This window comes from Actinomadura sp. NAK00032, from assembly GCF_013364275.1.
Taxonomy (GTDB): Bacteria; Actinomycetota; Actinomycetes; order Streptosporangiales; family Streptosporangiaceae; genus Spirillospora.
In genome coordinates this window covers 2,396,891-2,411,924 of record NZ_CP054932.1, presented here as the reverse complement: position 1 = coordinate 2,411,924, position 15,034 = coordinate 2,396,891, and the positions used below count along the sequence as shown (strand labels likewise).

At 72.5% G+C, this 15,034-nt stretch carries 12 protein-coding genes; 5 read left to right on the top strand and 7 right to left on the bottom strand.

Annotated elements, in window-relative coordinates; translation table 11 throughout:
- Window positions 1-70: 70 nt before the first annotated feature.
- Genes HUT06_RS11290 through HUT06_RS11275 form a run of 4 tightly spaced genes read right to left on the bottom strand, consistent with a single transcriptional unit; the run spans window position 71 to window position 4,064 of the window.
- Window positions 71-709 carry an ATP/GTP-binding protein gene (locus HUT06_RS11290; protein WP_176195679.1) on the bottom strand — a complete coding sequence of 213 codons (639 nt, stop codon included), beginning with the start codon at window positions 707-709 and terminating at the stop codon, window positions 71-73.
- Complete coding sequence (locus tag HUT06_RS11285) at window positions 690-1,070, bottom strand: DUF742 domain-containing protein (protein WP_176195678.1); 381 nt, start codon at window positions 1,068-1,070, stop codon at window positions 690-692. Before HUT06_RS11285 ends, HUT06_RS11290 begins: the two co-directional genes overlap by 20 nt.
- 13 nt (window positions 1,071-1,083) lie before the next feature.
- The gene (locus HUT06_RS11280) at window positions 1,084-1,539 is read right to left on the bottom strand and encodes a roadblock/LC7 domain-containing protein (protein ID WP_254715115.1); all 456 of its coding nucleotides are present in this window, start codon (window positions 1,537-1,539) and stop codon (window positions 1,084-1,086) included.
- Window positions 1,536-4,064 carry a sensor histidine kinase gene (locus tag HUT06_RS11275; RefSeq protein ID WP_176195677.1) on the bottom strand — a complete coding sequence of 843 codons (2,529 nt, stop codon included), beginning with the start codon at window positions 4,062-4,064 and terminating at the stop codon, window positions 1,536-1,538. The genes HUT06_RS11280 and HUT06_RS11275 overlap by 4 nt, the downstream gene beginning before the upstream one ends.
- Before the next feature lie 377 nt (window positions 4,065-4,441).
- On the opposite strand from HUT06_RS11275, the gene HUT06_RS11270 reads away from it, so the two are divergent.
- Window positions 4,442-5,284 carry a sirohydrochlorin chelatase gene (locus tag HUT06_RS11270; protein ID WP_176195676.1) on the top strand — a complete coding sequence of 281 codons (843 nt, stop codon included), beginning with the start codon at window positions 4,442-4,444 and terminating at the stop codon, window positions 5,282-5,284.
- Window positions 5,285-5,502: 218 nt separating this feature from the next.
- Here HUT06_RS11270 and HUT06_RS11265 read toward each other — a convergent pair whose 3' ends face one another.
- The gene (locus tag HUT06_RS11265; RefSeq protein ID WP_176195675.1) at window positions 5,503-6,300 is read right to left on the bottom strand and encodes an enoyl-CoA hydratase/isomerase family protein; all 798 of its coding nucleotides are present in this window, start codon (window positions 6,298-6,300) and stop codon (window positions 5,503-5,505) included.
- A 4-nt stretch (window positions 6,301-6,304) separates the two neighbouring features.
- Complete coding sequence (locus tag HUT06_RS11260; RefSeq protein WP_176195674.1) at window positions 6,305-7,207, bottom strand: SDR family oxidoreductase; 903 nt, start codon at window positions 7,205-7,207, stop codon at window positions 6,305-6,307.
- 212 nt (window positions 7,208-7,419) lie between these two features.
- On the opposite strand from HUT06_RS11260, the gene HUT06_RS11255 reads away from it, so the two are divergent.
- On the top strand, window positions 7,420-8,487 hold the full coding sequence (locus tag HUT06_RS11255; protein WP_176195673.1) for a dihydrodipicolinate reductase: 1,068 nt from the start codon (window positions 7,420-7,422) through the stop codon (window positions 8,485-8,487).
- 3 nt (window positions 8,488-8,490) lie between these two features.
- On the opposite strand, the gene HUT06_RS11250 is transcribed toward HUT06_RS11255, so the two are convergent.
- Window positions 8,491-9,174 (bottom strand): DedA family protein, encoded by a 684-nt coding sequence (locus tag HUT06_RS11250; protein WP_176195672.1) that lies wholly within the window; start codon window positions 9,172-9,174, stop codon window positions 8,491-8,493.
- Window positions 9,175-9,321: 147 nt separating this feature from the next.
- Here HUT06_RS11250 and HUT06_RS11245 point away from each other — a divergent pair, with 147 nt between their 5' ends.
- From HUT06_RS11245 to HUT06_RS11235, 3 genes are all read left to right on the top strand, one after another.
- Complete coding sequence (locus tag HUT06_RS11245) at window positions 9,322-10,230, top strand: glutathione S-transferase family protein (RefSeq protein WP_176195671.1); 909 nt, start codon at window positions 9,322-9,324, stop codon at window positions 10,228-10,230.
- Window positions 10,231-10,290: 60 nt separating this feature from the next.
- On the top strand, window positions 10,291-10,962 hold the full coding sequence (locus HUT06_RS11240; protein ID WP_176195670.1) for an AIM24 family protein: 672 nt from the start codon (window positions 10,291-10,293) through the stop codon (window positions 10,960-10,962).
- Window positions 10,963-11,281: 319 nt separating this feature from the next.
- Complete coding sequence (locus HUT06_RS11235) at window positions 11,282-14,989, top strand: multifunctional oxoglutarate decarboxylase/oxoglutarate dehydrogenase thiamine pyrophosphate-binding subunit/dihydrolipoyllysine-residue succinyltransferase subunit (protein ID WP_176195669.1); 3,708 nt, start codon at window positions 11,282-11,284, stop codon at window positions 14,987-14,989.
- Window positions 14,990-15,034: the final 45 nt, after the last annotated feature.

Below are 15,034 nucleotides of genomic sequence, written 5' to 3'. Positions count from 1 at the left end.
TTGGGGGGCGGGGCGGTACATGCGGGGGAAACCTCCCGATGCGTGGAGTACGGGGGTGTGCGGGAGCCTACTACGTCGCGGCTTCACGATGATCGGGCAACCGATCACCGGCCGCGGGCTCCCCGGGGTCGGGCCAGGTCAGCACGTGCTCCATCAGCGCGACGAGCACCTCCTTCGACGACTCGCGGCGGCGGACGTCGCACGGCAGCACCGGGACGCCGGGGTCGAGGTCGAGCGCGATCGCGACGTCCTCGGCGCGGTGCGTCCGGATCCCGCCGAAGCAGTTCACCGCGACGACGAACGGGATGCCGCGCCGCTCGAAGTAGTCGACGGCCGGGAAGCTGCCGGCCAGCCGCCGGGTGTCGGCGATGACCACGGCGCCGATCGCGCCGGCCGCCAGCTCGTCCCACATGAACCAGAACCGCTCCTGGCCGGGCGTGCCGAACAGGTAGAGCAGCAGCTGGTCGGAGAGCGTGATGCGGCCGAAGTCCATGGCGACGGTCGTGGTCGTCTTGGCGCCGACGCCGGACACGTCGTCCACCCCGGCGCCGCGGTCGGTCAGCGGCTCCTCGGTGTGCAGCGGCCGGATCTCGCTGATCGAGCCGACCATGGTGGTCTTGCCGGCACCGAACCCGCCGGCGATGAGGATCTTGGTCGTGATCGGCGGCCGGACCGCCGGGACCGTTCCCTCAGAGTGCGCGGAGGCCATTGAGCACCTCCCTCAGCACGCCGCTCGGCGGGCGGCGGCCCGCCGCGGACCGCTCCTCGGCGACCACCGCGACGAGCCCCTCGTCCCGCAGGTCGCCGAGCAGCACCCGGACGACGCCGATCGGCAGCCCGAGGTCGCTCGCGAGGTCGACGACCGGGACGGGCGCGGCGCAGCGGCGCAGCACCCGCGCGTGGTCGGGGCTGTAGCGCAGCCGGTCGCCGGCCGGGACGCCGGTGGCGGCGACCACCGCGATCAGCTCGAAGCCGGGGCCGGCGGGGCGGGTCCGGCCCCGGGTCCGCGCGTACGGGCGCACGACCGGGCCGGCGTCCCGGTCCAGCCACCGCTCTGCCGACGGGTCCATCGGTCGGCGGTCCTCAGTAGACCCGTGGCGCGGGCCCCCCGGCGCCGCCGAAGTCCGTGCCGGCCGCGTCCGCGCCGAACCGCGGGCCCGCCTGCAGATGCTGGCCGACGCGCTTGACCAGCACCGCCATCTCGTAGGCGACGAGGCCGGCGTCGGCCTCGGCCTCGGCGAGCACCGCGAGGCAGGTGCCGTCGCCCGCGGCGGTCACGAACAGCAGCAGCGCGTCCATCTCGATGATGGTCTGCCGGACGTTGCCGCCGGCGAAGTGCCGGCCCGCGCCGCGCGCGAGGCTCTGCACCCCGGACGCCAGCGCGGACAGGTGCTCGGCGTCCTCGCGGGCCAGCTCGTTCGAGGCGGCCACGGCCAGCCCGTCCCGGGACAGGATCACCGCCTGCCGCACCGTCGTCACCCGCTCGGCGAAGTCGTTGAGCAGCCAGTTCAGTTCACCGGTCGCGGTGTTGTGCATCATCGGGTTTCCTCATCCCCCACATCCGTCGCGCGGCCGCGCCGCCAACCCTGCTGAATCGATGCCATCAGCGAGCGCGCCTCCTCCGGGGAGCGTGCGACGCCCCCGGACGCGCCCGCCCCTGCCTGCGCCGCCGGGCGCGGCGCCGGGCGCTCGCGCAGCTGCGGTGCCAGGTTCTTCTGCCTGACCCGGCGGGGCAGCCCCTTGTGGGTCCCCGCGGGCCGCCAGTCGTCGCCGCCGGTGTCCGCGCCGCCGGCAGTGCCGTCTTCCCTGCCGTCCACCGCGCCGTCTTCCCTGCCGACTTCCGTGCCGACTTCCCTGCCGACTTCCGTGCCGGCCTCGTCCGACCAGGGATTCGGGGCGGGACGCGGCGGGGCCGCGAGCACCGGCCGCCCCGGATCGCCCCACGGGCCGGTGAGCCTGGGCAGCGCCGGCGGCGCCTCCACCGGCCCGGCGCCCTCCACCGGCCCGGCGCCCTCCACCGGCCCGGCGTCCGCCGGCGGCGCGTCGCGCAGCGGGACGACGGCCTCGGACCGCGGCGCCGGCACCAGGGCCGCGCCCACCGCGCCGTCGGTGACGGTGTCGAGCGGCGAGCCGGCCTCCGGCGCGCCCGCCGCCAGCTGCTCCGCCGGGACCACCAGCTCGTGCGGCAGCAGGACGATCGCCGTCACGCCGCCGTACGGGGACCGCTGCAGCGTCACCGCGATGCCGTGCCGGGCCGCGAGCCGCGCGACGACGAACAGGCCCAGCTGGTCGGTGTCGACGAGGTCGAACTCGGGCGGGTCGGCGAGCCGCCGGTTGGCCTCGGCGAGCAGCTCGGGACGGACGCCGAGCCCGCGGTCCTCGATCTCGACGGCGAACCCGGTGCCGACCCGCTCGGCCTTGACCCGCACCTCGGTGCTGGGCGGGGAGAACGCCGCCGCGTTCTCGATCAGCTCGGCGAGCAGGTGGACGACGTCGGTGACGGCGGCGCCGACCAGGCCGTCCTCGGAGTCGGTGAGCACGGTGGCGCGGGTGTAGTCCTCGATCTCCGACACGGCGGCGCGCAGCACGTCGGCGAACCGCACGGGCCGCCGCCAGCCGCGGCCGGGCGTCGCGCCGGACAGGATGATCAGGCTCTCCGCGTGTCGCCGCATCCGGGTGGTGAGGTGGTCGATGCGGAACAGGTCTTCCAGGTCGTCGGCCTCGGCGCGGCTCTCCAGGCCGTCCAGCATCGTGAGCTGGCGGTGCAGCAGCGACTGGTTGCGGCGGGCGATGTTGAGGAAGATGCGGCTGACGCCGGCGCGCAGCTCGGCCTGGCCGACGGCGGCGTCGACCGCCGTCCGCTGGACTTTGGAGAACGCGCCGGCGAGCCGGGAGATCTCGGTGGTACCGCCCGCGGGCAGGGCGGGCGCCTCGGCGGCGACGTCCACGCTCTCGTTGCGGCCGAGCCGCGCGACGACGCCGGGCAGCCGCCGCTCGGCCAGCTCCTCGGCGGAGCCGTGCAGGCCGACCAGCTCGCGGACGAACCCGCGCGCGAACCGCAGCGACAGCAGCACCGAGGCGGCGATCGCCAGCAGGCCGAGGCCGCCGACGGCGCCGAGCCGCACGTAGGCGTCGCGGCCGCGCCGGTCGGCCTGCTCGGCGGCGCCCTTGGAGCCGGCGAGCACCATCCCGCTGACGGCGGCCACGAGCGGGTCGGCGGTGCGGCGCCACTCCGCCTCCCCGACGGGCAGCGGCTTGCGCGGGTCCGCGGCGGCGATGCGGTCCTCGATGGCCTTGAAGTCCTGGTAGCGGCGGGACGCGAAGACCGGCGCGGTCCCGGTGCGGTAGACGACCGGGTCGAGCAGCGTGCGCTGCTTGATCCACTGCCAGCGCTGCTCGCCGGTCATCTCGACGAACAGCCGGTGCTCGGCGGGCGTCAGCCGGCCCTTGGTGACGAGCGCGGAGGCGATCAGCGCGTTCTCGCGCTGCAGCAGCTCCATGCCGCGGGCGGCGTGCCGGGTGGCCAGCATCCAGTTGTAGAGGCCGGAGTCGTCGATGACCACCAGGCCGTCGTAGAGCCGGTGCAGGTCGTCGACCATCGTGCTGTAGCCGTTGACCGCCGTCAGCCGGTCGACGAGCCGCCCGTCGACGGCGGAGCGCAGGCCGCCCAGCCCGCCGAGCGCCCGCAGGACGTCGGTGACGCGGCTCTTCATCTCCTCGTCGGTGGCGCCCCGCGCCGCGTCCGACGTGGCCTCATGACGGAAGTGCTCGACGGCCTTGTCGACGCGCGTGCGCTGGGCGACGAGCGTGACGGGCACGCCGGGCGTGGAGCGCGGAGTGCTCAGGAAGACGGCCGAGGACTGGCGCTCCTTGCCCAGTTCCACCAGGAGGCCCTGGCCGCTCGGCCCGAACACGCGGTCGAGCGTGTGGTACTTGCGCTGGGCGAGCGCGTCCCGTCCGGTGACGCTCGCGGCGTACCCCCACAGCGCCACCAGCGAGAGCAGCGGCACGAGCAGCAGCGCCGTCACCTTCGAGCGGATCGAGCGCGTACGGGGGGATTTCATGGGACCTCGACCGTTCCGTCGTGGCGGGTCCCTGGATCATAAAGGCGGCCCGCGACGAGACCGCAACCCCTTTGGCGCCTTTCGGACGCATTGGCACCATTCCGTGTCACCTGCGGCGATGCCCGCGGCGGGAGTGATCTTGTCGCGGCTTCCGCAAGCAGATAGCGGCAAATCCGGACAATTTACTTCATTTCCCCCTGTTGCTCGCGGACATTGCGCCATACTCTGCTTCTTCATCACCGCACGCGCCACCACGCTCGCGCCACCACCGTTCGCGTCGCGCCGGCACGGAAAGGAGATCCGCGATCCATACAGGCAACGACGGAGGCCGGGACGGGAGGACGGCTCCGGGCCCGGAGGGCGTTACGATGCCCGCCGTGAGTCCCGAAAGCCAGGCATCCGACGCACTGCCGTCGCGACGGCGCCGCACCCCCCGCGGCGGCCGGCACCGCGGCGACGAGTCCTTCCTGCTGCCCCCCGCTTCCCCCACGCTCATCCTGGCCGTGCCCGGGCACGCCCGGCAGGCCGGCGCCGAGGTCGGCGCCGAGCTGGCCCGGCTCGTCGAGATAGAGCACACCGGCCAGCCCGCCTACGTCGGGCACCTGGACGGCGCCGAGGCCCCGCTGCACGGCGTGCTCGCCGGGCTGCGCCAGGAGCAGGACGAGCTGGCGGCCGTCGTGGTCCCGCTGTCCACCGGCCCCGACCCGGCGCTCGACCACGCCGTGCAGGCCGCGGTGGCGGCCGCGCCGGTGCGCGCCGTCGCCGCCGAGCCGCTCGGCCCGCACCCGCTGATCGCCGAGGCGCTGCACGACCGGCTCGCCGACGCGGGCCTCGCCCGCGCCGACCGCATCCGGCTGATGACGATGGTGACCGCCGCGTCCGGCGTCATCGTCGCGACGCCGGGCGACGCGACCGCCGTCCGGCAGGCCGAGGTCACCAGCGTGCTGCTGGCCTCCCGGCTGGCCGCGCCGGTCTTCACCGCCTCCCTGAACGACGAGGCGTCGGTCAAGGCCGCCGCGGACCAGCTGCGCATGGCGGGCGCCACGTCGATCGCCCTCGCCCCGCACCTGATCGGCACCGAGCCGGAGGCGGCCCTCACCGCCCCCGCCGCGGCCGCCGTCGGCGCCGCCCACTCCGCTCCCCTGGGCGCGCACCCGGCCCTAGCCCGCCTAACCGCCCTCCGCTACGTAGAAGCCCTCTCCACCGCCCTGGCCGACTAGCCACGGGCGGGCAGCCGGAGGGCACCCAGGCCACGGGCGGGGCGGCCGAAGAAGCACCCCGGCCACGGGCCGGGCGGCCGGAGGGCGCCCAGCGCCCGGAGGCCGCCCGGCCCGCCGGCCGAGAGGCCGTTTCACGAGACGCGCCAGCGGCTCGGGAAACGGCCTCTCGTCCGTTGACGGGGGTTCCAGGGGGTCGCCCCCCCTGGGCAAACAGGGAGTCAACAGTTCTTGAAGTTCGGCGGGCGCTTTTGGAGTGTCGCCGTCATGCCCTCCGCGAGGTCCTCGCTGAAGAAGGCGAGCGTCTGGACGGCCGTCTCCGCCATGAGCTGGCGGCGGAGGCCGGGGGCGTCCAGGGACGCGTTGAGCAGTTCCTTCGTGCGGCGCAGGCCGTACGGGGACTTGGTGAGCAGTTCGTCGGCGAGCGTCTGCGCGGCCGCCTGGTCGCCGCCCTCGGGGGTGATCTCGGTGATCAGGCCGAGTTCGTCGGCGCGGGTCACGTCCAGGCGCTGGGCGCGGTAGGACAGCTCCGCGGCCTTGGCCGGGCCGATCATCCGGGGCAGCAGCCAGGACAGGCCGCAGTCGCCGGCCGACAGGCCGAGGTTCGTGAACGGGATGACGAACCGGGTGGTCGGGTCGGCGACGCGCAGGTCGCTGGCCAGCGCCCAGGACACGCCCATGCCCGCGACCGGGCCGTGCAGCGCCGCGATCACCGGCTGCGGGATCTCCCGCAGCCGCGCGGTCACCTCGGCGCCGCGCGCGATGCCCCGGTAGAGCCGCTGCACGCGGCCCTCGGCGGTCTCGCCGCCCGGGTCGCCGCCCTGGATGTCCATGCCCGAGCAGAACCCGCGGCCCTCGCCGGTGAGCACGACCACGTGGGTGGACGGGTCGCGCGCCAGCTCGTTGAGGGCGTCGAGCATCTCCTCGGTGAGGGCGCCGTCGACGGCGTTCAGGCGCTCCGGCCGGGACAGGGTGATGGTGACCACCCCGTCCCGCCGGTCGAGCTTGATCCCGCCCAACGGCTCAGGAGGTGAGCTGCTGGATCAGGGGGCCCATCTGCTCGCCCACGTTCCTGAACACCGTCAGCGGCTCGTTGGCGCTGATCGCCGCCCAGTTGTCCCGGACGTCCTCCACCGACAGCGTGCTGTTCTGGCCGTAGCCGGGGCCCTCCGCGACGAAGATCTTCGCGATCCGGCCGCCGCCGACCGTGTAGACCTCGCCGGAGTCCTCGTTGGACTCGTGCACCAGCCACGCGACGAGCGGCGTCACCTGGTCGACGCCGAGCTTGTCGGCGAAGTCGGCGGGCAGCAGGTCCTCGGTCATCCGGGTCCACGCGACCGGGGCGATCGCGTTGGCCTTGATGTTGTACTTCGCGCCCTCCTGGGCGAGGGTCTTGGTGAACCCGACCAGGCCCATCTTGGCGGTGGAGTAGTTGGCCTGGCCGAAGTTGCCGAACAGGCCCGCCGGGGACGAGGTGTTCACGATCCGGCCGAAGCCCTGCTCGCGCAGGTGCGGCCAGGCGGCGCTGGAGACCAGGAACGAGCCGCGCAGGTGGACGGCGATGACCGCGTCGAACTCCTCGACGGACATGTTCTTGAACGACTTGTCGCGCAGGATGCCGGCGTTGTTGACGACGATGTCGACCTTGCCGAACGCGTCCAGCGCGCTCTGGATCACGGCCTGCGCGCCCTCGGGGGTCGCGACGTTGTCGGGGTTCGCGACGGCCTCGCCGCCGTTCTTCTTGATCTCGTCCACGACCTCCTGGGCGGGGCCCGCGGAGGCGCCGACACCGGACCGGTCGCCGCCGAGGTCGTTCACGACGACCTTGGCGCCGCGCGCGGCGAGCTCCAGGGCGTGCTGCCGCCCGAGACCGTGGCCGGCCCCGGTCACGACCGCGACCCGGCCGTCGTAGCGCAGTTCCGACATTCGCATCTCCCTCACATCGAGACCTGGCCACCAGACAACCATCCGGGGCCACCGAGTGGTACCACTAAACCGAATCTCGCTCGGCCGCGCCGCACCGGGGTCCTCCCCGCGTACGATGGAGCCAGAGGGAAGTTGCGCTGAATGCCGCAATCCGCCGGAGTCACCGCGTAGTCTCCAGCGGAGCCGCGAGGAGCAACGGAGGTCCCGACCCGATGATCGCCGCCGCCGCGCCGGGCACCGGCCGCCGCCCCTACCGCGTCGTGCAATGGGCGACGGGCGCCATCGGACGCAGCGCGATCAGGGGCGTCCTCGACCGCGACGACATGGAGCTCGCCGGCGTCTGGGTGCACAGCCCCGCCAAGGACGGCGCCGACGCCGGGGCCCTCGCCGGGCGCGCCCCGATCGGGATCGCCGCGACCCGCGACATCGCCGACATCCTCGCGCTGGACGCCGACTGCGTCATCTACGCCCCGAGCCCCGTGCACGACCGGTTCACCGAGCTCGACACGATCTGCGCGCTGCTGGCGTCCGGCAAGAACCTGGTCTCCCTCAGCGGGCTGGTCTACCCCCGCGCGCACGGCCCCCAGTTCGCCGGCGAGCTGGAGCAGGCGTGCAAGCGGGGCGGGACGTCCGTGCACGGCAGCGGGGTGAGCGGCGGCTTCATGGCCGACGTCATGCCGCTCGTGCTGTCGCGGCTGTCCCGGCGCATCACCCACGTGTACGCCCGCGAGTGCTCCGACTTCGCCCGGCACCCGTCCTGGCGGATGGTCCACGAGATGCTCGGCTTCGGCAAGACCGAGGAGGCCTACCAGCGCGCGCTGCGGCCGAACCGGGCGGCGATGCGCGCGCAGTTCGCCGAGAGCCTGCACCTCGTCGCGGCCGGGCTCGGCGTCGACCTCGACGAGATCGACGTGGACGTCGACTACCGGCTCGCCGGCACCGACCTCGCCACCGCCGCCGGGCCGATCCCGCACGGCACCGTCGCCGCGGCCCGCTGGACGTTCAGCGGCCTCGCCGCCGGCCGCCCCGTGATCACCGTCGAGGTGGTGCACAAGGCCGACGCCGCCCGCATGTCGGACGAGTGGGGCCGCCCCGGCTACTCGCTCCGCGTGGACGGCCGCCCCGCGCTGACACTGGCGGTCGACCAGGACTGGGCCTCCGACGTGATCTCCGCCGCGTCCGCGCACGCGCTGAACTCCGTCCCGGCCGTGTGCGCCGCCGAGCCCGGGATCCGCACCTACCTCGACCTGCCGATGATCAGCGGCCGGATGCACATCTGAGCCCTACGGCAGCGTCCGCGCGGGCTCGGCCGCCGCGGCGTCCGCCGCATCCTCCGCCGCCTCGGCCGCGGCCTCCTCGCGCGCCTCCTTGCGGCGCTTGCGGACGCTCCACACCGCCAGCCCGACGACGGCCGCCACCGCGAGCCCGATCGCGAGGCCCCGGCCCGCCTGCTTCGCCGCGTGCTCGAACGCCGCGCCCGCGAAGTAGCCGCCGAGCGTGAACGTCACCACCCAGGTCACGCCGCCGATGACGTTGAACACCAGGAACTTCGGATACGGCAGCCGCGAGCTGCCCGCCAGCGCCGGCATCAGCGCCCGCAGCAGCGCGGTGAACCGCCCGATGAACACCGCGAACGCGCCCCGGCGGCGGATCAGCTCCTGCGCGCCGTGGACCTTGGCCCGATGTTTGCGCATGACCTTGACGTCCAGCAGCCGCGGCCCGTACCGGCGGCCGATCTCGTAGCCGACCGAGTCGCCCGCGACCGCCGCGACGACCGCGATGACGAGCAGCACCGGCAGCGACAGCACGTCCTGGCTGGCGAGCACCCCGCCGACGACGATCGCGGTCTCGCCGGGGAACACGAACCCGACGAACAGCGCCGCCTCGGCGAACACCAGCGCCGCGATGATCAGGTACACCGTCGCGGGCGGCAGCCCGTCCACCAGGGCGTTGAATTGTTCGAGCATGGACCCCCGCCATCTCGTCTGCGCCTGGACAGGTCGCGGCCGTTTCGCTCCGGCCACCGACGGTTATGGTAGCCGCGGGGACCCGTCCCCGGACCGGCCGCGAGGACGAGATCCGGACCGGCCCATCGGCTTTTCGGAGGAGGCGCCGTGAGCGTGCAGGAGGTCGAGGGAGGCCGGTTCGTCCGGCAGTCCAACCGGTTCACCGACCGGATCACCGCGGACGGCTCGTCCGGCTACCCCGCCGAGGCCGGCCGGTACCGGCTGTTCGTCTCCTACGCGTGCCCGTGGGCGCAGCGCACCCTGATCGTCCGCCGCCTCCTCGGCCTGGAGGACGCGATCAGCGTCGCCGTCGTCGACCCCATCCGGGACGAGCGGGGCTGGCGGTTCCCCGACCCCGACCCCGTCACCGGCGCGGTGTTCCTCTCCGAGCTCTACCTCGCCCGCGACCCGTCCTTCCAGGGCCGCTACACCGTCCCCTGCGTCTGGGACACCGAGACCGAGCGCCTGGTCACCAACGACTTCCCGAACATCACCACCACGTTCGAGACCGAGTTCACCGCGCTGCACCGCCCCGGCGCGCCGGACCTGTACCCCGAGGCGCTCCGCCCGCGGATCGACGAGCTGAACGACCTCGTCTACAGGACGGTCAACAACGGCGTCTACAAGGCGGGCTTCGCCACGTCCCAGGACGCCTACGAGGAGGCGTTCGACGCCCTCTTCGGCACCCTCGACCAACTCGAAGAGCGCCTCTCCACCAGCCGCTACCTGCTCGGCGACGCCGTCACCGAGGCCGACGTCCGCCTGTACCCGACCCTGGCCCGGTTCGACGCCGTCTACCACGGCCACTTCAAGTGCAACCTGCGCCGCGTCGCCGACTACCCGAACCTGTGGGGCTACGCGCGCGACCTTTACTCGATCCCCGCCTTCGGCGAGACGACGAACTTCGACCACATCAAGCGCCACTACTACGTGACGCAGCGCAACATCAACCCGTCCGGCGTGGTCCCCAAGGGCCCGGCCATCGACTGGACGACCCCCCACGACCGGAACCGCTGACCTCACCACCTCGTTATGCTGGCGGATCTCCACCAATCCGCACGAAAGGCATGCCCGACCATGCGCAGCCAGTTCTTCGGCAACCTCGACCAGGGCCAGCAGCTTCCCGGCCACTTCGCCCTCCAGAACTCCAAGATGCTCCGGATCCACCTGAACGGGGACGTCCTGGCCCGGCAGGGCTCCATGGTCGCGTTCCAGGGCCAGATGGAGTTCGACTACGAGGGCGCCGGCGGCATCGGCAAGTTCATGAAGAAGGCCCTGACCGGCGAGGGCGTCCCGCTGATGCGCGTCAAGGGCCAGGGCCTGCTGTTCGCCGCGAACGACGCCGACGACATCCACCTGTTCTACCTGGAGAACGAGGGCATCACCGTCAACGGCAAGAACATCCTCGCCTACGACTCGCACCTGCAGTCCGACATCCAGCGCGTCCAGGGCGCGGGCATCGCCGCCGGCGGCCTGTTCAACACCACGCTGCAGGGCACCGGCTGGGTGGCGCTCACCACACACGGCACGCCCGTCATGCTCGACTGCGGCCGCGCCCCCACGTTCGCCGACGGCCAGTCCGCCGTGGCGTGGAGCACCAGCCTCCAGGTGGGCGTCAACCGCACCTTCAAGGCCGGCGCCCTGATCGGCCGGGGCAGCGGCGAGGCGATGCAGCTCGCCTACCAGGGCCAGGGCTTCGTCCTGATCCAGGCCAGCGAGGGCCCCACGGTGGCCCCCCACACGCACTGACAACCCACATAACCCGCACTGACAACGCACGAACCCAAGCCACCACAGCACCACGCGGCAACCCGCAAGCAGACCGTCCGTAAGCTGAGCCGGCAGCGACCTGAGCGTTGCGATCGCGTGCGAAGCCAGGTCCAAGCGAAGCGAGGACCTGATCGCGAAGCGAGCCGCAAGGCGAGCCGAAGCGATGCAGCGATCGCCGCAGTGCCCGTGGAAGGGAGGCGCCCCAGGCGCCGACCGCCGAGGGCAATGCAATAAACACGGTAGCCTGGGGTGCGTCTCAGAACTCACCTGCGAGCTGCGGAAGAGGGCGATCTCCGCCGTGTCGACAGAGTCGTCGCAAACAAGTGCCGACCCCAAGATCACAGATTTCGGCGCCAACGAGTGGCTGGTCGACGAGCTGTACCAGAAGTACCTCGAAGACCCGAACTCCGTTGACGAAGCCTGGTGGAACTTCTTCGCGGACTACCAGCCGGACAGCCGGCCGTCGTCCGCGACCCCCGCGTCCCCCCAGGCGCCGACCGACAGCGCGGCCCGGGCGGCCGCGAACGGCACTCCGGCCGCTCCGCCGACACCGCAGCGCCCGGTGGCACCGCCGAAGGCACCCGCGAAGCCGGCGCCGAAGGCGGCGGAGAAGCCTGCTCCGCCGCCGGTGCCGGCGGGCGCGGAGGAGGTCCGGCTGCGCGGTGTCGCGGCCCGGACGGCCACCAACATGGAGGCCAGCCTCGGCGTGCCGACGGCGACGAGCGTGCGGGCCGTCCCGGCGAAGCTGCTGATCGACAACCGCATCGTCATCAACAACCACCTGAAGCGCGGGCGGGGCGGCAAGGTCTCGTTCACGCACCTGATCGGGTACGCGATCGTCAAGGCGCTCGCCGCGATGCCGGAGATGAACGCCGCGTTCACCGAGGTGGACGGCAAGCCGGTGCTCGTCCGGCCGGAGCACGTGAACTTCGGGCTGGCGATCGACCTGCAGAAGAGCGACGGCTCGCGGCAGCTCGTGGTGCCGAGCATCAAGGCCGCCGAGACGCTGGACTTCCGCCAGTTCTGGGCCGCCTACGAGGAGATCGTCCGCAAGGCCCGCGGCGGCAAGCTCACCCTGGAGGACTTCCAGGGCACGACGATCAGCCTGACGAACCCGGGCACGATCGGCACGGTCCACTCGGTGCCGCGGCTGATGCCCGGCCAGGGCACGATCATCGGCGTGGGCGCGATGGAGTACCCCGCGGAGTTCGCCGGCGCGTCCGGCGAGACGCTGTCGCGCATGGGGATCAGCAAGGTCATGACGCTGACCTCCACCTACGACCACCGGATCATCCAGGGCGCGCAGTCCGGCGACTTCCTGCGCCGGATCCACGAGCTGCTGCTCGGCGAGGACGGCTTCTACGACGAGATCTTCGAGGCGCTGCGCATCCCGTACGAGCCGGTGCGCTGGGTCAAGGACATCTCCGCCACCCACGAGGACGACGTCGCCAAGGTCGCCCGCGTGCACGAGCTGATCCACGCCTACCGGGTCCGCGGCCACCTGATGGCCGACACCGACCCGCTGGAGTACAAGCAGCGCCGGCACCCCGACCTCGACATCCTCAAGCACGGCCTCACCCTGTGGGACCTGGAGCGCGAGTTCGCGACGGGCGGGTTCGGCGGCAAGCCGACGATGAAGCTGCGCGACATCCTCGGCGTGCTGCGGATGGCGTACTGCCGGACGGTCGGCATCGAGTACATGCACATCCAGGACCCGGAGGAGCGCGCCTGGATCCAGGAGCGCGTGGAGGTCCCGCACGACAAGCCGTCGCGCGAGGAGCAGCTGCACGTGCTGCGCCGGCTGAACAGCGCCGAGGCGTTCGAGACGTTCCTGCAGACGAAGTTCGTCGGGCAGAAGCGCTTCTCGCTGGAGGGCGGCGAGTCGGTCATACCGCTGCTGGACTCGGTGATCTCGTCGGCGGCGAAGGACAGCCTGGACGAGGTCGTCATCGGGATGGCGCACCGCGGCCGGCTGAACGTCCTGGCCAACATCGTCGGCAAGTCCTACGGGCAGATCTTCGGCGAGTTCGAGGGCAACCTCGACCCGCGCAGCGCGCAGGGCTCCGGCGACGTGAAGTACCACCTCGGCGCGTCCGGCGACTTCATGGCGAGCGACGGCTCCAAGATCCACACCGAGCTGGTCGCGAACCCGTCCCACCTGGAGACGGTCGACCCGGTGCTGGAGGGCGTCGTCCGCGCCAAGCAGGACGTGCTGGACGTCGGCGAGGCCGGCTTCACCGTGCTGCCGGTGCTGATCCACGGCGACGCCGCGTTCGCCGGGCAGGGCGTGGTGGCCGAGACGCTGAACCTGTCGCAGCTGCGCGGCTACCGCACCGGCGGCACCGTGCACGTCATCATCAACAACCAGGTCGGCTTCACCACCGCGCCGGAGTACTCGCGCTCCAGCGTCTACGCGACCGACGTCGCGCGGATGATCCAGGCGCCGATCTTCCACGTCAACGGGGACGACCCGGAGGCGTGCGCGCGGGTGGCGCGGCTGGCGTTCGAGTACCGGCAGACGTTCAAGAAGGACGTCGTCGTCGACATGGTCTGCTACCGGCGGCGCGGCCACAACGAGGGCGAGAACCCCTCGTTCACGCAGCCGCTGATGTACGACCTGATCGACGCGAAGCGCTCGGTGCGCAAGCTCTACACCGAGGCGCTGATCGGCCGCGGCGACATCACGGTCGAGGAGGCCGAGCAGGCGCTCCGCGACTACCAGGAGCAGCTGGAGCGGGCCTTCACCGAGACCCGCGAGGCGGTGAAGAAGCCCCTGGAGCCGGGCTCGGTCGTGAAGCCGGACGTCGAGGAGCGCATCCCGATCGACCACGGCAAGGCCGGCACGGCGATCCCGCCGGAGACCGTCAAGCGGCTCATCGAGACGCAGGTCAGCCTGCCGGAGGGCTTCACCCCGCACCCGCGGCTCCAGCCGATCCTGCAGCGCCGCGCCCAGATGATCGAGGACGACGCGATCGACTGGGCGACCGGCGAGCTGCTGGCGATGGGCTCGCTGCTGATCGACGGCCGCCCGGTGCGGCTCGTCGGGCAGGACACCCGGCGCGGCACGTTCGGCCAGCGGCACGCGGTGCTCGTCGACCGCAGGACCGGCGAGGAGTACACGCCGCTCAAGCAGTTCGGGCAGGGCGTGTCGAAGTTCTACGTGCACGACTCGCTGCTCAGCGAGTACGCGGCGATGGGCTTCGAGTACGGCTACTCGATGACCCGCCCGGACGCGCTGGTCTGCTGGGAGGCCCAGTTCGGCGACTTCGCCAACGGCGCCCAGTCGGTGGTGGACGAGTACATCTCGTCCGGCGAGCAGAAGTGGGGCCAGCACTCCGGCGTCGTGCTGCTGCTGCCGCACGGCTACGAGGGCCAGGGGCCCGACCACTCGTCCGCGCGGATCGAGCGGTACCTGCAGCTGTGCGCGCAGGACAACATGACCGTGGTGTACCCGACCACGCCGGCGAACTACTTCCACCTGCTGCGCTGGCAGGTGCTGTCGGGCCGGAACAAGCCGCTGATCGTGTTCACGCCGAAGTCGCTGCTGCGGCTGAAGGCGGCGACCTCCCCGGTCGAGGAGATCACTGACGGCGTGTTCCAGCCGGTGATCCCGGAGAGCGACCCGGCGGTCGACCCGGCGGGCGTGAAGCGGGTGCTGCTCACCACCGGCAAGATCTACTACGACGTGGTGAAGGCCCGGCAGTCGGCGGGCGCGAACGACACCGCGGTCGTGCGGGTCGAGCGGCTGTACCCGCCGCCGGTCGACGAGATCAAGGCGGAGCTGGCCAAGTACCCGGCCGGCACCGAGGTCGTGTGGGTGCAGGACGAGCCCGCGAACATGGGCGCCTGGCCGTTCATGGCGCTGAAGCTGCCGCACCACATCGAGGGGCTGAAGATGTCGCGGGTGTCGCGCCCGGCGTCCTCGTCCCCGGCCGTGGGGTCGGCGAAGCTGCACCAGGCGGAGCAGGAGTCGCTCCTGGCGCGGCTGTTCGGCGAGCACAAGTAGGCGTACGAGCGGAAGTAGGCGCGAGCGGAAGTAGACCTACGAGCG

Coding starts and splice junctions, on each gene's coding strand:
- HUT06_RS11280 (WP_254715115.1), bottom strand. CDS start 1,539: ATGATGCACAACACCGCGACCGGTGAACTGAACTGGCTGCTCAACGAC.
- HUT06_RS11260 (WP_176195674.1), bottom strand. CDS start 7,207: ATGTCGGAACTGCGCTACGACGGCCGGGTCGCGGTCGTGACCGGGGCC.
- HUT06_RS11285 (WP_176195678.1), bottom strand. CDS start 1,070: ATGGACCCGTCGGCAGAGCGGTGGCTGGACCGGGACGCCGGCCCGGTC.
- HUT06_RS11240 (WP_176195670.1), top strand. CDS start 10,291: ATGCGCAGCCAGTTCTTCGGCAACCTCGACCAGGGCCAGCAGCTTCCC.
- HUT06_RS11290 (WP_176195679.1), bottom strand. CDS start 709: ATGGCCTCCGCGCACTCTGAGGGAACGGTCCCGGCGGTCCGGCCGCCG.
- HUT06_RS11250 (WP_176195672.1), bottom strand. CDS start 9,174: ATGCTCGAACAATTCAACGCCCTGGTGGACGGGCTGCCGCCCGCGACG.
- HUT06_RS11275 (WP_176195677.1), bottom strand. CDS start 4,064: ATGAAATCCCCCCGTACGCGCTCGATCCGCTCGAAGGTGACGGCGCTG.
- HUT06_RS11255 (WP_176195673.1), top strand. CDS start 7,420: ATGATCGCCGCCGCCGCGCCGGGCACCGGCCGCCGCCCCTACCGCGTC.